Origin of the sequence: Rhizobium phaseoli (assembly GCF_010668805.1) — a bacterium.
Lineage (GTDB): Bacteria > Pseudomonadota > Alphaproteobacteria > Rhizobiales > Rhizobiaceae > Rhizobium > Rhizobium phaseoli_A.
Genome location: NZ_WUFT01000001.1, coordinates 445,193 through 462,339, shown reverse-complemented (window position 1 = coordinate 462,339; position 17,147 = coordinate 445,193). Strand labels below are relative to the sequence as shown.

Here is a 17,147-nt window from a genome sequence, read left to right as displayed (position 1 = left end):
GTTCGCGCGCCGGCAATGATCGGGCTCTTGGGAGGGAGTTTTCGATGCACGAACAGACCATCATCATTGCGGACGATCATCCGCTTTTCCGGGATGCGCTGCGTCAGGCGGTGATCGGCATGGAAGGCCGGCAGGCGATCGTCGAGGCCGGCGATTTCGCCGCTGCGCGCACGGCTGCAGGCGCCCATCCGGATGCCGACCTGATGCTGCTCGACCTCGCCATGCCCGGGGTGAGCGGTTTTTCCGGCCTGATGGCGCTGCGCTCCGAATTCGCCAGCCTGCCGATCATCATCGTCTCGGCAAGCGACGATGCGACGACGATCCGCCGGGCGCTGGAACTCGGCGCGTCCGGCTTCATTTCCAAATCCTCCGGCATCGAGGGCATTCGCCGCAGCATCCAGACGGTGCTCGCCGGCGATATCGCCACGCCGGAAAACTATCGCGACGGGCAGGAGCAGGATCCCGATGTCGCCGACCTGATCCACCGCCTGCATACGCTGACGCCGCAGCAAAGCCGGGTGCTGACCATGCTGGCCGAGGGCCTGCTGAACAAGCAGATCGCCTATGAACTCGGCGTCTCCGAGGCGACGATCAAGGCGCATGTCTCGGCGATCCTCTTGAAACTCGACGTCGACAGCCGCACCCAGGCGGTCATCCAGCTCGGCAAGATCAATATGGCGATGGTCGCCTAAACACTTTCAATAACAGGATTTTATTCCTCCTTTACCTTTACTCGGGCGGCACGGTCAGTTAATATTCGACCTGGTTTAAGCGCGGCATGCACGAGCCGCACGGAATCGGGCGCATATGCTGTCACACGACCAGATCTGGGGAGCGATCGACAGGCTTGCCGAACGGCATGACCTGACTCCATCCGGTCTTGCGCGCCGCGCCGGGCTCGACCCCACCTCCTTCAACAAGTCGAAACGGCTTTCCGCCGACGGGCGGCTGCGCTGGCCTTCGACGGAATCGATTGCCAAGGTGCTCGGTGCGACCGGGGCGAGCATGGAGCAGTTTCTCGTCTTCTTGCGGCCGGATGCCGGTCTTTCCGGACAGCTGGCCAAGCAGTTGGCCGGAGAGCTTGGCGGAGAGCCCGACGACGCCTTTCCGCCGCAGGGAAGCTCGATTCCGCTGCTCGGCTTCGCGCAGGCCGGCGCCGGCGGCTTTTTCGACGATGGCGGTTTTCCGGCCGGCCATGGCTGGGACGTGGTGGAATTTCCGGCGGCCCCGACACAGAAATCCGGCGTCTATGCGCTGGAGGTGCAGGGCGAAAGCATGATGCCGCTCTACCGCGACGGTGACGTGCTAATCGTCGCGCCGGGAGCGCAGGTGCGCCGCAACGACCGCGTCGTGGTGCGCACATGCGCGGGCGAGGTGATGGCCAAAGTACTGCTGCGCCAGAGCCCGCGATCGATCGAGCTGATGTCGCTCAATCCCGAACATGCCAACCGCACACTCGAGCTTTCCGACGTCGATTGGATCGCCCGCATCATCTGGGCCAGTCAATAGGAAGATATTCCATGCGCCCTGCCGCCTTGTTCACAGGTCTTACGGGAATGGCAGTGGTGGCCGGCCTGCTGATGGCGGGCGAAACAAGGCTGCGCGGCGGCACGGCCGGGGAAGAGACCGTGTCGGCAGAGGAGACGGCGACTTCGGTGGATCCGAACCTCGAGGCCGGCGAACCGCCGACGATTTCGGACGACCGGGCCGAGGTGATCGCCCATTCGGCGGAACCGGCGGCGCAACCGCCGGCGCCGCCCTCCCCCGGGCCAGCCGACGGCACGGCGCCCAAACCCGCCGATACCGGACCACGCGCCGAGATTGCCGCCGGGCAAGCCGCAAGTACTCCCGCGAAAAAGCCGATGGAGCTGACGCGGCCGGCGGTCGAAAATGCCGGCATGCTGTCGTTTGGCGAGCGCAAGCTTCAGCTTGCCGGCGTGGTGCCGACGCCGGCCGACAGGATATGCGGGCCGGCGGGCCGGCAATGGCCCTGCGGCATGATGGCGAAGACGGCGCTGCGCCAGCTTTTGCGAAACCGCAGCATCGCCTGTGATATCGATCCAGCCGAATGGAGGGAGATGACGACGACCGCCTGCCGGCTCGGCACCCAGGACCTCGGCGCCTGGCTTGCCGAAAACGGCTGGGCTGAGGTCGCCGCAGGTTCGCCGCTGGAATCGGCTGCCGAGAAGGCCAAGCAGGCAGGAAAAGGCCTTTACGGCGACGATCCGCGCCGGAGATAAGCGGCGGTCATGAGCGGGACCAATCCCTTGTAATGGCGGCTGCCAATTCCTAATCTCCGCTGATTGAAAAAGGAATCAGAGATGAAAAAGCCGCTTTCCGCCCATGATGCCCTGATCTACGTGATGGTGATGGCCTCCGCCGTGGACAGCACGATGAACGACAGAGAGCTGGAAAGGATCGGCCAACTGATCGGATTCCTGCCGGTTTTCCGGGATTTCGACGACGACAAGCTGATTTCCGTGGCTCGCGACTGCGCCTCGCTGCTTTCCGGGCCTGAGGGCCTTGACGTCGTTCTCGAAACCGTGCGCGACACCCTGCCCGTCAAGCTCTACGACACCGCCTATGCGCTTGCCGTCGAAGTAGCTTCGGCCGATCTCTCGGTCAAGGCCGAAGAACTGCGGCTGCTCAGCCTGCTGCGCGACCGGCTCGGCCTCGACAAGCTGACCTGCGCGGCGATCGAGCGCAGTGCGATTGCCCGTTTCCGCAAGGGCTGAGGCCCGAGGCTCGCTGTTTTATGCATGTCGTTATCCCAAAACCGCTGCACAGGTTTGGGCGACATGGATGTCAGTAGAGCCCGTAGGGGAAATAGCGCAGATAGATTTCCTGCAGACGGCCGTTGCGCGACAGCGTGGCGAGCGCATGATCGATGGCTGACGTCAGCACGCTGTCCTTCTGCCGCAGCATGATCGTCATGCCCTCGCCGAGGAAATGTTCGGAGAGATAGGGGCCGTCGAACAGCGCGCAACATTTGGCCGAGGCCGGCGAGGAAACCCAGAAGGAAAGCTGCAGGGCGTCGGCGAAGGCGGCATCGACCTTGCGCTCCTTCAATGCCGCAAGCAGGGCGTCCTTGGTGTCGAAGGCCTCAGCCTTGATCGCCGGAAAGAAGGCGGCCAACATCGCCTCGTGCACCGTGCCCTTGACTACACCGACCGGGTGCGCCGAAAGCGCGGCAGCCGTCTTGCCGTCGAGCGGCACGGCGAGATTGCGCACGAAGCGCGCTGGCAGCATCAGATAGGGCCGGGAGAAGACGAATTGCCGGCGCAGCTCCGGCGTCACGGCAAGACCGGCGATGACGGCATCGCCCTGCGAGGCGGCGAGCGCATCCTTGAGATCGGCGAAAGGGAGCGCCTGGATCTGGCACTTGTCGGAAATCTCCAGCTCGCTGCAGATTTCGCGGGCGAGGTCGACGTCAAAACCGGAAAGCTTGCCGTTCTGATCGGTGAAATTGAACGGCGGAAAGTCGACCGAGGTCAGGAAACGCAGGCGGACCAGCGAGGAGAGATCGGGCCTCGCCAGACGTTCGCGCGCATCGAAAAGCAGCGGCAGCGAGGGTGCGGCCTGCTGGGCGGATGCGGCAAAACCCGAAAAAAGCACGCCCAGAAACAGGCCGAACGCCAGAAGACTCCTCAAAGTCGGGGATGCCAGCTTGGATTCGGTCATCGTGGTCTCGGTCTCTAAGCGCGAAGCGTTGCAGAGATGTAACAGAGTCAGACGTGGCGGGGAATATCAATAGGCGGGCAGCGAACGACGGTCGCGAACTCATCGGCCTCGCAGCCGCGCGGCACCCACCGACGTCCCTCATCCTGAGGCGTGGAAGCCGAAGGCTGAAGCCTCGAAGGACACGCCGCAACGCTGCTCCTTGTTGCATAGATCCAACGCCGGAACGCCCGCCCGTCCTTCGAGGCGGGGCGCCTCAGGATGAGGCTCTCTTGATCGCCGGGGCGAGGCTTGGCCTTGGCGCCCCACCTCTCCGTTCCGCGCTCGCTTTCGCATGGCACGTGCCCTCCTTGTCCCCAAAAATCGTGAGCATCGCCGCCCCGCCGTTAGCGCGGAATTAAAGAATATCGCCTCTATTTGTGGCGACGACACGGACCCGCCGGCCGATTGCATGATGCATGCGTCAACCCCGCCATAATCCCTGAGCTGCGGCACTGACGCGGCGCTCTGTTTGCAACAATTGATTTCAAAGCACCGGGCGCGCGATGCCTGGTCAACCGGGTGACATTTCCATGTTGAAGCATCTGAAAATCCGCACGAAAATCATATCGGTCGTGGCGCTCTTGGGGCTGATCACGATGGCCGGACTGATCTTTGTCATCGCCGAGTTCCGCCGTGCGGACGCCGCCTACAGCGCCTTCATCGACCATGAAGCGCTGGCCTCGATGCAGAGCGCGCGCGCCAGCGCCTCGGTGGTGGCCTCGGTGCTGCAAGTAACCCTGCTCGCCGACACGAAGCCCGATACGCCGGCATTCGCCACAGCGCTCGCCACGCCGAGCAAGCTGCCGCAGGCCCGAGACCGGATGAAAGATGCGCTGGCGCTGGTGCCCAGCCGCAAGCCGGCGATTGATGAAATTCAGGCCGGCATCGATGAAATCGAAACGCTGGCGAACAAGATCATCGAGCAGAGCAAAGCCAAGGACAGCGCCGGGGCGCTGGCGAATGTTGCCCTGGTCAATGCCAAGCTCAATGCGTTGACGCCGAAGATGATCGCCAACAATGATGCGATGATGGCGATGCTCAAGGACGGCGGCGACGCGCTTTCGGCTTCGGCCAACGGGCAGATCGTCTTCTGCCTCGTTCTGATCGGCATTGCTGTGCTCGCCGCCGTCGGCTTCAGCGTCGTCGTCGCCCAGATGGGCATTGCCGGCCCGATGACGCAGTTGCGCCTGCGCATGACGCGGCTTGCCGAAGGCGATACCACAAGCGAGGTCAGCGGGCTCGACCGCGGCGACGAAGTCGGCCAGATGGCAAAGGCCGTGTCGATCTTCCGCGACAATGCGATCGAGCGTGGGCGGATCGAGGCGCGGGCCGAAGCCGACCGTAACCTCAGCGACAGCGAGCGGCGTGAACGCGACGCGCAGAAAACCCGTGAAGCATCCGAACTCGAAGGCGCAGTTTCCGCGCTCGGCGACGGCCTGCGCCGTCTTGCCGCCGGCGATCTCGCCTCGCATATCGACCAGCCCTTCGTCGCGCATCTCGATGCGCTGCGCGAGGATTTCAACAACTCGGTCGAGAAGCTCAACGAAACTCTGCACACGGTCGGTGCCAACGCCCGGGCGATCGGCGCCGGCGCCAACGAGATCCGGTCTTCCGCAGACGAGCTTTCCAGGCGGACGGAACAACAGTCGGCCTCCGTCGAAGAGACGGCGGCGGCGCTGGAGGAAATCACCACGACGGTACGCGACGCCGCCAAGCGTGCCGAGGAGGCGAGCCAGCTCGTCGCCCGCACCCGCCTCGGCGCCGAGAAATCCGGCGACATCGTCCGCAAGGCGGTCTCCGCCATGCAGCAGATCGAAAAGTCCTCGGGCGAAATCTCCAACATCATCGGCGTCATCGATGACATTGCCTTCCAGACCAACCTTCTGGCCTTGAACGCCGGCGTCGAAGCGGCGCGTGCCGGCGAAGCCGGCAAGGGTTTTGCCGTCGTTGCCCAGGAAGTGCGCGAACTCGCCCAACGTTCCGCCAAGGCGGCAAAGGAAATCAAGGGCCTGATCACCAACTCCGGCACGCATGTGCAGACCGGCGTTTCGCTGGTCGGCGAAACCGGCAAGGCGCTCGACGCGATCGTCCAGGAGGTGCAGGAAATCAACCAGCACGTCCACGCCATCGCCGAAGCCTCGCGCGAACAGTCGATCGGGCTGCAGGAGATCAACACCGCCGTCAACACGATGGACCAGGGCACGCAGCAGAACGCGGCTATGGTCGAGCAGTCAACGGCCGCCAGCCACAGCCTGGCGACGGAAGCGACGGCGCTGAACAACCTGCTCGGCCAATTCAGGCTGACCGGCACCGGCGGCTTTGCCGCCGCCGCACCGATCGGCTCGGCCCGACCGCCGGCAGCGGCACCACGCGCCGACGCGCGCCCTGTGGCCAAGGCACCCGCAATCCGCGTCGCACGGGAAGGTGCTGCCCGCCCGACAGCCTCGCCAGCCCGCGCCCTCGGCCAGACGCTTGCCAGCGCCTTCGGTGCAACCAACAGCGCGCCGAAAGGCCAGGATGGTGACTGGACGGAATTCTGAGGCAAACAATACCCCAGCGTTCGCCGCCTGCCCCTCATCCACCTGCCGGCACCTTCTCCCCATAAACGGGGCGAAGGTGGCAAGCCTCAACCTCTCCGTCCCCCACCAACGTCTCGCAGGGCACGTCCCCTCGCCCCGTTTTTTACGGGGAGAGGGCTAGGGTGAGGGGCAGCCCTCGGGCTCAAGCCAGAGCCCAGCTTTCTCTTTGCAGCAAACACCTCTCGCCTTAATCAACCCGGCCGCCAACCAATCTCGACGAGGATATTCCCCGGCGCCGTGCAATAAAACAACGAGCCGCCGCGCATGGCGGCCGGCGGGCCGGAGAGCGCCGCGCCGGCGGCAGCAAGCCCGGCATGCACCCTATCGACATCCGCCCTTTCAGGCAGGATGAAGCCGATATGATAGGTCTGGCGCTGCAGGTCTACCTGGTCGGCGGTGCCGAACTTGGCAATCGCGTGGCTGAGGACGATTTCGAGGCCCGCATCGTCGCTGAGGATCGCGAGGCCATTATTGCCGCGCATATCCTTCAGTTTCAGGCCGAAATGGCGGATGAAGAAATCCGCCGTCGCAGTGATATCGGGTACGTGAAAATCGAGATGGTTCAAGCGCATGACAGTCTCCGTTCGAAAAAATCCCGGGACTGCAATTTGCCGTCTCCGCACGCCGCCGGGATCCCGCATTTCCATGCGGATCACGTCGCGGGTTCTCGTGCCATGGGCTACGGAGCAGAGCTTCTTGAGAGCGCTGTTGACGCTCCAACGGAAGGGATCGGGCTTACCTCAACCGATCCTGCCTTTTTCGACGCTGCTGATCTAGCAGACCCCCGCGGTTTCGGCAATGGAAGCGCTGACACGATCACGCCATTCCAAGCGATACGTCTCGAAGGATTGAAACTGTCCATGCCGTTTGCATGATGCGCCGGCGCCAATAGAGAGTAAGATCGCTTTGTTGGCGGCATCTAAAGGGATGGACATGAAACCCGCACTCCTTGGCCTTATCGGCATACTCGTTCTTGCCGGGTGCAGCACCGGTAACTATAGCGGCCCCGGCCTGGAGCCGATCCCGGGAAGCATCACTTATAACGGCCAGCCGCGCAGCAAGCTTACCAAATCACCTGTTGGTTCGGCCTTTCCGCATAATTTCATCGACCAGTACGGCCAGCAGGTGGAGGAAACCTACATCATCCAGCCCGATCGCAGCCTGATCATCGCGCACCGCCGGTACAAGCCGATCCGGTTCTTTGGGGATTAGGTCTTGGCCGGCTTCGCGCGCGGGTAGCTGGAGCGGGTGAAGGGAATCGAACCCTCGTATTCAGCTTGGGAAGCTGCTGCTCTACCATTGAGCTACACCCGCGATAGCTGAGATTTCCAACAGATGGGGGCCGCTGTCAAGTCGCGGCAGCCGAGAAGTCTCAGAGGCGAAAATGCTTCGAGAGTTTGAGGCCCTGGGCCTGGTAGTTGGAGCCGAGGCCGGAGCCGTAGAGGCTGGCCGGCTTTTCCTGCATGTGCTCGTAGACCAGGCGGCCGACGATTTGGCCGTCTTCGAGGATGAAGGGCACTTCGTGGCTGCGCACTTCGAGCACGGCGCGGCTGCCGCGGCCGCCGGCCGGCGCATGGCCGAAGCCGGGATCAAAGAAGCCGGCATAATGGACGCGGAATTCGCCGACCAGCGGATCGAACGGGGTCATCTCGGCGGCATAGTCCGGCGGCACATGCACGGCCTCGCGCGAGACGAGGATATAGAATTCGTCGGGATCGAGGATCAGTTCGTTGCGGCCGCGGCTATAGAGCGGTTCCCAGAAATCATAGATATCGTGCTGGGCCTTCTTGTCGACATCGACGACGGCGGTGTGGTGTTTGCCGCGATAGCCGATCAGGCCGTCTTCATCTCCGGCGAGGTCGATCGACAGCGCGATGCCGCTGCCGGAGACGTTCGGCTGCTTGCTGGCGACCAGCGTCTCGCTTTCATGCAGCTTCAACAGTTCCGGCTCGCTGAGCAAAGCATGGCCGACGCGGAAGCGGATCTGCGACAGGCGCGAGCCGCGGCGCACGACGATCGGGAAGGTGCGCGGGCTGATTTCCAGATAGAGCGGGCCGGAATAGCCAGCCGGGATCTTGTCGAATTCTTGGGCGTAATCGGTGATGACGCGGGTGAAAATGTCGAGCCGGCCGGTCGAGCTCTTCGGATTGGCCGAGGCCGACATGTCGGCCGGCAGCGCTAAGCTCTCCATCAATGGCACGATGTAGACGCAGCCGGTTTCGAGCACCGCGCCTTCGGAAAGGTCGACCACATGCAGGCTCAGCCGGTCGAGCTTGTCGGCCACCCGATGGGCGGGGCCGGGCATGAAGCTGGCGCGCACGCGAATAGCCTTGGCGCTCAGGCGCAGGTCGAGGCTTGCCGGCTGGATCTGGTCGCGGTCCAGCTCCCGTTCGGAGATCAGACGACCCGTTTCGAACAGCGCCGCTATCGCGCCGTCCGCCAGAATTCCCGTTTCACGAGCCATCATGCCTCATCCATCATTTGCCGCCGACAAAACCAAACTCGGGGAATTGACGCAAGCAGCTAACAGCAGTATTGCAGAATTATCCCGTGGTGATTTGGCCGGTCGGCTTGCAGCCACGTTAAACAAGTGGCTAAAAAGACCGGGTTGAAACCGGTCTGCTTTTGCGACCGGTTTTTTTGTTATGTGAAGGTGATGGCATGAGCAAGACCTGGCGCCCGGCAACCCAACTCGTCCACGGCGGAACCTTGCGTTCGCAATATGGCGAGACGTCCGAAGCAATCTATCTCACGCAGGGTTTCGTCTATGAGACGTCGGAGGCGGCCGAAGCCCGCTTCAAGGGCGAGACGGAAGGCTACATCTACGCCCGCTACGGCAGCCCGACCAACGACATGTTCGAAAAGCGCATGTGCATGCTCGAAGGCGCGGAAGACGCCCGCGCCACGGCCTCGGGCATGGCGGCCGTCACCGCGGCAGTGCTCTGCCAGGTCAAGGCAGGCGACCATATCGTTGCGGCCCGCGCGCTGTTCGGTTCCTGCCGCTGGGTTGTCGAGACTTTGGCGCCGAAATACGGCATCGAGTGCACGCTGGTCGACGGCCGGGACCTCGCCAACTGGGAAAAGGCCATCCGGCCGAACACCAAGGTGTTCTTCCTGGAAAGCCCGACCAACCCGACGCTCGAAGTGGTCGATATCACAGGCGTTGCCAAGCTCGCCAACCAGGTCGGCGCCAAGGTCATCGTCGACAATGTCTTCGCGACACCGCTGTTCCAGAAACCGCTGGAACTCGGCGCCCATATCGTCGTCTATTCCGCCACCAAGCATATTGACGGCCAGGGCCGCTGCCTCGGCGGCGTGGTACTGTCAGACAAGGACTGGATCGACGAGAACCTGCACGACTACTTCCGCCACACCGGCCCGGCCATGTCGCCGTTCAATGCCTGGACGCTGCTGAAGGGCATCGAGACGCTGCCGCTGCGCGTCAAGCAGCAGACCGGGAATGCGGCGAAGATCGCCGATTTCCTCGCCGAGCAGAGCAAGGTCGCCAAGGTGATCTATCCCGGCCGCAAGGACCATCCGCAGGCCGATATCATCGCCAAGCAGATGACCGGCGGCTCGACCCTCGTCGCCTTCGAACTGAAGGGCGGCAAGGAAGCGGCCTTCGCGCTGCAGAACGCGCTCGACATCGTCAAGATTTCCAACAATCTCGGCGACAGCAAGAGCCTGATCACCCATCCGGCAACCACCACCCACAAGAACCTGTCGGAGGAGGCGCGCGCCGAACTCGGCATTTCCCCGGGTACGGTCCGCCTTTCGGCCGGCATCGAGGATACCGACGACCTGATCGAGGATTTCGCCAAGGCGCTTGCCAAGGTCTCGGCCTGATCCAGGGATAATGGCGAGCCGAACCTTGAAAGGGTTCGGCTCGCCAGGCCTTGAAGGCGAGGCCGGGGGAACAAGTTCGGTCGCGCTGGCGTTCGGAAGTGCAATTGACACCGACAATTAGGCTTAACGATCGAAACACTTCGATCACGACCGTTTTAGTGACGATCAACGTTCCGTTTCTTGACGGACAGCGCCTCTTATAAGATACGGGTAAGATATCTTGACTAAGGTGCAAGGCATGTATCGCGCCCTCACAAAAGATATCGAAGTCGTCGTCGAACCATTCTATCTGGAGGAGCAATCCGATCCGGACGACGACCGCTATGTCTGGGGCTACCGGATTGTCATCAGCAACAATTCCGGCATCGCCGTTCGGCTGGTCAATCGCTATTGGAATATCACCGACCAGAACGGACAGGTGGACGAGGTCACCGGTCCGGGCGTCGTCGGCGAACAGCCGCGGCTCGGCCCCGGCGACACCTACGAATATTCCTCGGGCTGCCCGCTCGACACCCCCTCCGGGCTGATGTTCGGCCATTACCAGATGGAGACGGACGAAGGCGACATGTTCGATGTCGACATTCCTGCCTTCTCGCTGGATTCGCCGGGTTTGTTGCGCGTGCTTAACTGACGGGTTGCTTGTCAGTTCGAACACGAAGGCAGTGCTTGCCGCGTGGGTCCTCGGGTCAAGCCCGAGGACGACGGAGGTTGGGGGGGCTTATCTCGCAAGTAGCGCAAGCGCACAGCGGTTTTGTTGGAATTGCCGTTTTTGATCGTGCAACCCCATGCAAAACCCCTCGCGCGTTTTGCTGGAGTTCCCTCCAGACGTCTCGCCTCCTGCCGATCGCGCCCGCCACTCTCCGTCATACTCGGGCTTGACCCGAGTATCCATGCCGCAGCACTCCGCGTGCCTGTGTTCGGCTGCGATCGGATGCAGTCGCCCCTGAGTACCAACCTGGACGCAGTACCCGCGGCCGTGGATCCTCAGCGACAACCAATCCTACTCCGCCGGCTGAAGTTCGGTCGGCTCGAAGCGGTAGGTGGTCGAGCAGAATTCGCAGGTGACGGCGATCTCGCCGTCTTCCTGGCTGGCCTCGATCTCCTCGGCAGTGAAGCCTTTCAGCACGCCTTTGATCTTGTCGCGCGAGCAGCTGCAGCGATCGAAAACTGCGCGCGGTTCGTAGACGCGCACGCCGCGCTCATGGAACAGGCGGAACAGCAGCCGCTCGGTGCCAACCAGCGGATCGGTGAGTTCATCGGCATCGATGGTCTCGACCAGCGACCGCGCTTCGGCCCAGGAATCGTCCTCGCCGTGCGGGCCGCTGCCGGTGTCGCCATCGCCGCCGTGGAGATCCGGCTGGCGCATGCGCTCCGGCGCTTCCGGCAGGAACTGGGCGACAAGGCCGCCAGCCCGCCAGCGATGGCGCGGCTTACCGGCATTGTCGCGGTCGAAAAGCTCGGCCGCAGCCAGCCGCACGCGCGTCGGGATCTGCTCCGACTGGCGGAAGTAGACGCCGGCAATGTCCTCAAGCGTGGTGCCGTCGAGCGCGACGATGCCCTGGTAGGGCTGGCCGAACTTGCCCTGGTCGATGGTGAAGGCAAGCACGCCATGGCCGAGCAATTGCTCCGGCTCGGTTTCGCCAGCTTCAATAGCCTTGTTGAGCAGCGCCTGATCGAAACGGGCATAGGCACGGACATTTTCCGGCGTCGAAAAATCGGCGACGAGAAGATCGACCGGGCCATCGCCCTTGGTCTGCACGGTGAACTTGCCGTCGAACTTCAGCGAGGTGCCGAGCAGTACCGTCAGCACGACGACTTCGGCGAGCAGCCGGGCGACAGGGGCCGGATAATGATGGCGCTCGAGGATCGCGTCAAGCATCGGGCCGAGCTGGACGGCGCGGCCGCGCACATCCAGCCCGTCCACCTGGAAGGGGACGACATGGTCATCGCCGGCGAAATCGAACTGGCCGAGGGCGGCTGCAGCTTCTGCCATGGATTCACTCCTAGTTTTCAAGCGAAAGGACAAGGTGCCCTTCGCTCGCGCGGCCGCGCGTTTTTCACACGCGGCGTCCGATTATGGTTCAGATCGCGCCCAGGCACCAAGCAAGAATCGACTTCTGCGCATGAAGACGGTTTTCCGCTTCATCGAAGACCACGGATTGCGGACCGTCGATCACCTCATCCGTCACTTCCTCACCGCGATGAGCGGGCAGGCAATGCATGAATAATGCATCATTGCCGGCCTTCGCCATCAAGGCCGCGTTGACCTGGTAAGGCTGGAAGACATTGTGACCCCGGGCCCGATGTTCCTGATTCATGGAGACCCAGGTATCGGTCACCACGCAATCGACGCCTTCGACCGCACGGTCGGCATCATGGCAGAGCATGATTTCGGCGCCCTCATTGCGGGCCCAGTTCAGATAGTGATCCTTAGGCTCCGAGCCAAGGGGCACGGCCATGTTCATGCGGTAGCCGAAGCGGGCGGCGCCCTCGACCAGCGAATGCAGCACATTGTTGCCGTCGCCGGTCCAGGCGATAGTCTTGCCCTTGATCGGGCCGCGGTGCTCTTCGAAGGTCATGATATCGGCCATGATCTGGCAGGGATGCGTGTCATCCGTCAGCGCGTTGATCACCGGCACGGTCGCATGCTCCGCAAGCTCCTTCAGCCTGGAATGCTCGGTGGTGCGGATCATGATCGCATCGACATAACGCGACAGCACCTTGGCGGTGTCGCCGATCGTCTCGGCGCGGCCGAGCTGCATCTCGGTGCCGGACAGGAACAGCGTTTCGCCGCCGAGCTGGCGCATGCCGACATCGAAGGAGACGCGGGTGCGGGTCGACGGCTTTTCGAAGATCATCGCCAGCATCTTGCCGGCGAGCGGCTTGTCGCCCTTGCCAGCCTTGAAGGCCTGCTTGCGGGCGAGCGCATCGTTCATGATGGTTCTGAGATCGGCTGTGGTGACCGCCGAAAGGTCGAGGAAATGTTTAGGAGCCATGTTCTTACCTGTGCTGCGCCCGAAGGCTGCAATCTCTTCAAGCCGTCTTCTTGACCTTCGCGGCGCGGATGCTCTCGGCGGCGCGCTCGATGCGGGCAAGGCCCTCTCGGGCTTCCTCGGCGGTGACGACGAGGGGCGGAAGAAGGCGGATGACGTTGTCGCCGGCGGGCACGCCGAGCAGATGCGCGGCGCGGATCGCCTGCAGCAGTTCGGCTGAAGGAACCGCCGCCTTGATGCCGAGCAGCAGCCCATTGCCTCTGATATCCTCGATCACGTCGGGATAGCGGTCCTTCAGCGAAGCGAGGCCCTGGCGGAAAACGAGTGCGACGTCGCCCACATGCTGGAGAAAGCCATCAGCGAGGATGATGTCGAGCACGGCGCTGCCGACGGCCATGGCGAGTGGGTTGCCGCCATAGGTCGAACCATGCGTGCCAGCCTTCATGCCGGAGGCGGCCTCTGACGTGGCAAGGCAGGCGCCGAGCGGAAAACCGCCGCCAATGCCCTTGGCAACCGCCATGATATCGGGCGAGATGCCGGACCATTCGTGGGCGAAGAGCTTGCCGGTGCGGCCGACGCCGGTCTGGACCTCGTCGAGGATCAGCAGCAGGCCGTTTTCGTCGCAGATCTGGCGCAGCGCCTTCATGAACTCAGGCGTGGCCGGGCGCACGCCGCCCTCACCCTGCACCGGCTCGATCAGGATTGCCGCCGTCGCGTCGGTGATGGCGGCGCGGACCGCTTCGATGTCACCGAACGGCACCTGATCGAAGCCCGGCGCCTTGGGGCCGAAGCCTTCGAGATATTTCTCCTGGCCGCCGGCGGCGATGGTCGCCAGCGTCCGGCCGTGGAAGGCGCCTTCGAAGGTGATGATATGGAAGCGCTCGGGATGGCCCTTGGAAAACTGGTAGCGGCGCGCCGTCTTGATCGCGCATTCGAGCGCCTCGGCGCCTGAATTGGTGAAGAACACCTTGTCGGCGAAAGTCGCTTCCGTCAGCCGCTTGGCCAGGCGCTCCTGGCCGGGGATCTCATAGATGTTGGAAAGGTGCCAGACCTTGTCGGCCTGTTCCTTCAGCGCGGCGACCACATGCGGATTGCTATGACCGACCGAGGTGACGGCGACGCCGGCGCCGAAATCGAGATAACGTTCTCCGCTTTCGGTAATCAGCCACACGCCCTCGCCTCGCTCGAACCGCAGCGGGGCACGAGAATAGGTGTCATAAAGCGGCGCGGCTTCAGCCATGGCGCGGTCTCCCGATCAGAGTTATCAAGCAACGGACTCCGGCTAAGAAAACCAGGCCCGAAAAATTAAAAATGCCGCCTTGCGGCGGCCAGCGGTACTATTTCCTTTTCGCGCTGCAATGTCAACAAAACTGCGCCCTTAGCGCATGCAGCAAGCTTGTACAGCGGTGTTTTCAACCTTCAACAGGCTTTATTGCAGAAATGCCACGCAGAGGCAGCAAGTTGGGGAAAACTCCGAATTCGATTCATCCGGATTCATGCGACTCTTGTCACGGAGTCACGCTCACACTAGGTTAAAGATCAATTACTAGACTGCATGCGGCGGAACTAGTCACCAAAATTGATCAAGCGTTTCTTGTTTCGGAGCTTCCGAGGCAACGGTGAGGGATTCTGCCATCACCAACGCAGAAGGTGGAGACAGGGCATGAACTGGACAGACGAGCGGGTCGAGAAACTCACGAAGCTTTGGGCCGAAGGACTGAGCGCCAGCCAGATCGCGGCACAACTTGGCGGCGTCAGCAGAAACGCCGTTATCGGCAAGGTGCATCGGCTGAACCTTCCGGGCCGCGCCAAGGCCGGCGGCACGACCGCCACGGCGCGAACGCCGAAACGCAACACATCGGCACCGCGGGCGCCGAACTACACCTCTCGGATCACGACCCACACCGTTACCCGCCAGCAGGGCGCAACGATGCTGAAGGAAGAGATCGAGATCGAAACGGTCGAGGAAATGAGATACGTGCCGAAAGGCAACGTGGTCGTGCCAATCTCCCGCCGCCTCGGCCTGACGGAACTGACCGAACGCACCTGCAAGTGGCCAGTCGGCGATCCGCTGAAGGATGACTTCCACTTCTGCGGCTGCGAGTCCCCCGACAATTCACCCTATTGCGGCTATCACCAGAAACTCGCCTACCAACCCGTCAACGAACGTCGCCGGGCGGCAGCGCGGGCGAGCTGAGGCGGGCGACATTGTCGACATGCAAAAACGGGCTGGAAGGCCCGTTTTTTTGTGTGTTGGAGTGGGTGGCTGCCCCTCATCCGCCTGCCGGCACCTTCTCCCGTGCACGGGGCGGAGGGGGCAAGTCGCGGCCTCTCAGTTCGCCTCAACCTCTCGCAGGGCACGTCCCTCGCCCCGTTTACGGGGGTCGGAAAGACGGGTCGAGACGAGTGGCTCGACCCTGGTCGGGTTAGGGTGAGGCCGACACCGGCATAAAAATTAGAACCCCCTCAGGCTTCCATCGAATAGCCGGCGCCGCGGACGGTGCGGATGACGTCTTGCATGTTGGAGAAGTTCAGTGCCTTGCGCAGGCGGCCGACATGGACGTCGACGGTGCGTTCGTCGACATAGATATCGTGGCCCCAGACGCCGTCGAGGAGCTGCGAGCGGGAGAAGACCCGGCTCGGTGACGACATCAGGAACTCCAGCAGGCGGAATTCGGTGGGGCCGAGGCGGACTTCGCGGCTTTTGCGATGGACACGATGGGTTTCGCGGTCGAGTTCAATATCGCCGCATTTCAGCACGGTCGACAGCACCTCGGGGCGGGCGCGGCGCAGCATCGCCTTGACGCGGGCAACGAGCTCCGGGGTCGAGAACGGCTTGACGACGTAGTCGTCGGCCCCGGTCGACAGTCCGCGGACGCGCTCGCTCTCCTCGCCGCGCGCCGTCAGCATGATGATCGGCAGGCGTTCGGTCTCCGGCCGCATGCGCAGGCGCCGGCAGAGCTCGATGCCGGAGACGCCGGGCAGCATCCAGTCGAGGATGAGCAGGTCGGGCGTGCGCTCCTGAAGCCTGATTTCGGCTTCGTCGCCACGAAGGATGGTATCGACCTCGAAGCCTTCCGCTTCGAGATTGTAGCGAAGAAGCACGCTCAAGGCTTCCTCGTCTTCAACAACTGCAACTCTCGGGATCATGCCTGTCGGTCTCCTCGCGCATGATCCTTAAACCGGGGGTGATTTAAGCAATGCATCCTGCGCAATTTCAGAAAAGTGGCTGCGACCTCTTGCGCGCCCCCCATGGGCGCGCACGCAATCAGTTGGCAGGGGCTTTATTCGGTGACCGCGCCGACGGTGTTGGCGCTGTCGTCCTTCGGACGATCACCTTCCGGCTGTGCGCCGGTCGCCATGTAATAGATCGTCTCGGCGATGTTGGTGGCGTGGTCGCCGATGCGCTCGATGTTCTTGGCGCAGAAGAGCAGATGCGTGCAGCTGGTGATGTTGCGCGGATCTTCCATCATGTAGGTCAGGAGTTCGCGGAACAGCGAGGTGTACATCGCGTCGATCTCGTTGTCGCGTTCACGGATCGCATTGGCCTTGTCGGCAGAGCGCGTCGTATAGACGTCGAGCACTTCCTTGAGCTGGACGAGCGCCAGCTCGGACAGATGCTCGAGGCCGCGGGCGAGCTTGCGCGGAACGCCGGTGCTCTGCACGGCGATGACGCGCTTGGCAGTGTTCTTGCCGAGGTCGCCGACGCGTTCGAGATCGGCGGCGATACGGATCGAACCCATGATTTCGCGCAGGTCCGAAGCCATCGGCTGACGGCGGGCAATGGTGACGATCGCCTTGTCGCCGATTTCGCGCTCGGCGTGATCGAGGATCACGTCGTCGGAGATGACTTTCTGCGCCAGCGCGGTATCGCCGTTGACGAGCGCCCGGACGGCCTCGCTGACCATCTGCTCGGCCAGGCCGCCCATTTCGGAAATCCGCCGGGACAGGAACTTCAGATCATCATCATAGGCAGAAAAAATATGTGTCGATGCCATAGGGCTTTATC

17 protein-coding genes, 1 tRNA gene and 1 riboswitch are annotated in these 17,147 nt (G+C 62.8%); of the genes, 9 read left to right on the top strand and 9 right to left on the bottom strand.

Features of this window, described 5'->3' with window-relative positions:
• Window positions 1-44: 44 nt before the first annotated feature.
• The 4 genes from GR197_RS02385 (at window position 45) to GR197_RS02370 (ending at window position 2,735) form a co-directional block, all read left to right on the top strand.
• Complete coding sequence (locus tag GR197_RS02385) at window positions 45-692, top strand: response regulator (RefSeq protein ID WP_164006423.1); 648 nt, start codon at window positions 45-47, stop codon at window positions 690-692.
• 115 nt (window positions 693-807) lie between these two features.
• Entirely contained in the window at window positions 808-1,509 is a 702-nt protein-coding gene (locus GR197_RS02380; protein WP_164006422.1) for a S24 family peptidase, read from the top strand.
• Window positions 1,510-1,520: 11 nt separating this feature from the next.
• Window positions 1,521-2,240: a thermonuclease family protein gene (locus GR197_RS02375; protein ID WP_164006421.1), complete on the top strand. Its 720-nt coding sequence runs from the start codon at window positions 1,521-1,523 to the stop codon at window positions 2,238-2,240.
• 81 nt (window positions 2,241-2,321) lie between these two features.
• The gene (locus GR197_RS02370; RefSeq protein ID WP_164006420.1) at window positions 2,322-2,735 is read left to right on the top strand and encodes a tellurite resistance TerB family protein; all 414 of its coding nucleotides are present in this window, start codon (window positions 2,322-2,324) and stop codon (window positions 2,733-2,735) included.
• Between the two features lie 70 nt (window positions 2,736-2,805).
• On the opposite strand, the gene GR197_RS02365 is transcribed toward GR197_RS02370, so the two are convergent.
• Window positions 2,806-3,681, bottom strand: a complete 876-nt coding sequence (locus GR197_RS02365; protein WP_164006419.1) for a transporter substrate-binding domain-containing protein — start codon at window positions 3,679-3,681, stop codon at window positions 2,806-2,808.
• 569 nt (window positions 3,682-4,250) lie between these two features.
• Here GR197_RS02365 and GR197_RS02360 point away from each other — a divergent pair.
• Complete coding sequence (locus tag GR197_RS02360; protein ID WP_164006418.1) at window positions 4,251-6,260, top strand: methyl-accepting chemotaxis protein; 2,010 nt, start codon at window positions 4,251-4,253, stop codon at window positions 6,258-6,260.
• A 230-nt stretch (window positions 6,261-6,490) separates the two neighbouring features.
• Here GR197_RS02360 and GR197_RS02355 read toward each other — a convergent pair whose 3' ends face one another.
• On the bottom strand, window positions 6,491-6,871 hold the full coding sequence (locus GR197_RS02355) for a VOC family protein (protein ID WP_164006417.1): 381 nt from the start codon (window positions 6,869-6,871) through the stop codon (window positions 6,491-6,493).
• A 361-nt stretch (window positions 6,872-7,232) separates the two neighbouring features.
• Here GR197_RS02355 and GR197_RS02350 point away from each other — a divergent pair, with 361 nt between their 5' ends.
• Window positions 7,233-7,511 (top strand): hypothetical protein, encoded by a 279-nt coding sequence (locus GR197_RS02350; RefSeq protein ID WP_164006416.1) that lies wholly within the window; start codon window positions 7,233-7,235, stop codon window positions 7,509-7,511.
• A gap of 28 nt (window positions 7,512-7,539) precedes the next feature.
• Here GR197_RS02350 and GR197_RS02345 read toward each other — a convergent pair.
• Window positions 7,540-7,613: transfer RNA gene (locus GR197_RS02345), tRNA-Gly, on the bottom strand.
• 58 nt (window positions 7,614-7,671) lie between these two features.
• The gene (locus tag GR197_RS02340) at window positions 7,672-8,766 is read right to left on the bottom strand and encodes a 2'-deoxycytidine 5'-triphosphate deaminase (RefSeq protein ID WP_164006415.1); all 1,095 of its coding nucleotides are present in this window, start codon (window positions 8,764-8,766) and stop codon (window positions 7,672-7,674) included.
• Between the two features lie 73 nt (window positions 8,767-8,839).
• Window positions 8,840-8,918: riboswitch (SAM riboswitch) on the top strand.
• Between the two features lie 42 nt (window positions 8,919-8,960).
• On the opposite strand from GR197_RS02340, the gene GR197_RS02335 reads away from it, so the two are divergent.
• Window positions 8,961-10,145 carry an O-succinylhomoserine sulfhydrylase gene (locus tag GR197_RS02335; RefSeq protein ID WP_164006414.1) on the top strand — a complete coding sequence of 395 codons (1,185 nt, stop codon included), beginning with the start codon at window positions 8,961-8,963 and terminating at the stop codon, window positions 10,143-10,145.
• A gap of 238 nt (window positions 10,146-10,383) precedes the next feature.
• Entirely contained in the window at window positions 10,384-10,776 is a 393-nt protein-coding gene (gene apaG, locus GR197_RS02330) for a Co2+/Mg2+ efflux protein ApaG (protein ID WP_164006584.1), read from the top strand.
• A 369-nt stretch (window positions 10,777-11,145) separates the two neighbouring features.
• Here the strand turns inward: apaG and GR197_RS02325 are convergent, their stop codons facing one another.
• The 3 genes from GR197_RS02325 to GR197_RS02315 all read right to left on the bottom strand — a co-directional run bounded on the left by GR197_RS02325 (window position 11,146) and on the right by GR197_RS02315 (window position 14,378).
• Window positions 11,146-12,138 carry an Hsp33 family molecular chaperone gene (locus tag GR197_RS02325; protein ID WP_164006413.1) on the bottom strand — a complete coding sequence of 331 codons (993 nt, stop codon included), beginning with the start codon at window positions 12,136-12,138 and terminating at the stop codon, window positions 11,146-11,148.
• A gap of 88 nt (window positions 12,139-12,226) precedes the next feature.
• Window positions 12,227-13,141, bottom strand: a complete 915-nt coding sequence (gene argF, locus GR197_RS02320; RefSeq protein WP_164006412.1) for an ornithine carbamoyltransferase — start codon at window positions 13,139-13,141, stop codon at window positions 12,227-12,229.
• 37 nt (window positions 13,142-13,178) lie between these two features.
• On the bottom strand, window positions 13,179-14,378 hold the full coding sequence (locus GR197_RS02315; protein ID WP_164006411.1) for an aspartate aminotransferase family protein: 1,200 nt from the start codon (window positions 14,376-14,378) through the stop codon (window positions 13,179-13,181).
• Window positions 14,379-14,801: 423 nt separating this feature from the next.
• Here GR197_RS02315 and GR197_RS02310 point away from each other — a divergent pair, with 423 nt between their 5' ends.
• Entirely contained in the window at window positions 14,802-15,335 is a 534-nt protein-coding gene (locus tag GR197_RS02310) for a GcrA family cell cycle regulator (protein WP_164006410.1), read from the top strand.
• A gap of 269 nt (window positions 15,336-15,604) precedes the next feature.
• On the opposite strand, the gene phoB is transcribed toward GR197_RS02310, so the two are convergent.
• Both phoB and phoU read right to left on the bottom strand, forming a co-directional pair.
• Window positions 15,605-16,288 carry a phosphate regulon transcriptional regulator PhoB gene (gene phoB / locus GR197_RS02305; RefSeq protein ID WP_007633570.1) on the bottom strand — a complete coding sequence of 228 codons (684 nt, stop codon included), beginning with the start codon at window positions 16,286-16,288 and terminating at the stop codon, window positions 15,605-15,607.
• Window positions 16,289-16,422: 134 nt separating this feature from the next.
• Window positions 16,423-17,136: a phosphate signaling complex protein PhoU gene (phoU, locus tag GR197_RS02300; RefSeq protein WP_164006409.1), complete on the bottom strand. Its 714-nt coding sequence runs from the start codon at window positions 17,134-17,136 to the stop codon at window positions 16,423-16,425.
• Window positions 17,137-17,147 lie beyond the last annotated feature (11 nt).

What these genes read in the sequence shown, in the direction of transcription:
- GR197_RS02315 (WP_164006411.1), bottom strand. Translation starts at nt 14,378, where the DNA reads ATGGCTGAAGCCGCGCCGCTTTATGACACCTATTCTCGTGCCCCGCTG.
- GR197_RS02370 (WP_164006420.1), top strand. Translation starts at nt 2,322, where the DNA reads ATGAAAAAGCCGCTTTCCGCCCATGATGCCCTGATCTACGTGATGGTG.
- apaG (WP_164006584.1), top strand. Translation starts at nt 10,384, where the DNA reads ATGTATCGCGCCCTCACAAAAGATATCGAAGTCGTCGTCGAACCATTC.
- phoB (WP_007633570.1), bottom strand. Translation starts at nt 16,288, where the DNA reads ATGATCCCGAGAGTTGCAGTTGTTGAAGACGAGGAAGCCTTGAGCGTG.
- GR197_RS02365 (WP_164006419.1), bottom strand. Translation starts at nt 3,681, where the DNA reads ATGACCGAATCCAAGCTGGCATCCCCGACTTTGAGGAGTCTTCTGGCG.
- GR197_RS02385 (WP_164006423.1), top strand. Translation starts at nt 45, where the DNA reads ATGCACGAACAGACCATCATCATTGCGGACGATCATCCGCTTTTCCGG.
- GR197_RS02355 (WP_164006417.1), bottom strand. Translation starts at nt 6,871, where the DNA reads ATGCGCTTGAACCATCTCGATTTTCACGTACCCGATATCACTGCGACG.
- GR197_RS02340 (WP_164006415.1), bottom strand. Translation starts at nt 8,766, where the DNA reads ATGATGGCTCGTGAAACGGGAATTCTGGCGGACGGCGCGATAGCGGCG.
- GR197_RS02350 (WP_164006416.1), top strand. Translation starts at nt 7,233, where the DNA reads ATGAAACCCGCACTCCTTGGCCTTATCGGCATACTCGTTCTTGCCGGG.
- GR197_RS02380 (WP_164006422.1), top strand. Translation starts at nt 808, where the DNA reads ATGCTGTCACACGACCAGATCTGGGGAGCGATCGACAGGCTTGCCGAA.
- GR197_RS02325 (WP_164006413.1), bottom strand. Translation starts at nt 12,138, where the DNA reads ATGGCAGAAGCTGCAGCCGCCCTCGGCCAGTTCGATTTCGCCGGCGAT.
- GR197_RS02335 (WP_164006414.1), top strand. Translation starts at nt 8,961, where the DNA reads ATGAGCAAGACCTGGCGCCCGGCAACCCAACTCGTCCACGGCGGAACC.
- GR197_RS02375 (WP_164006421.1), top strand. Translation starts at nt 1,521, where the DNA reads ATGCGCCCTGCCGCCTTGTTCACAGGTCTTACGGGAATGGCAGTGGTG.
- GR197_RS02360 (WP_164006418.1), top strand. Translation starts at nt 4,251, where the DNA reads ATGTTGAAGCATCTGAAAATCCGCACGAAAATCATATCGGTCGTGGCG.
- GR197_RS02310 (WP_164006410.1), top strand. Translation starts at nt 14,802, where the DNA reads ATGAACTGGACAGACGAGCGGGTCGAGAAACTCACGAAGCTTTGGGCC.
- argF (WP_164006412.1), bottom strand. Translation starts at nt 13,141, where the DNA reads ATGGCTCCTAAACATTTCCTCGACCTTTCGGCGGTCACCACAGCCGAT.
- phoU (WP_164006409.1), bottom strand. Translation starts at nt 17,136, where the DNA reads ATGGCATCGACACATATTTTTTCTGCCTATGATGATGATCTGAAGTTC.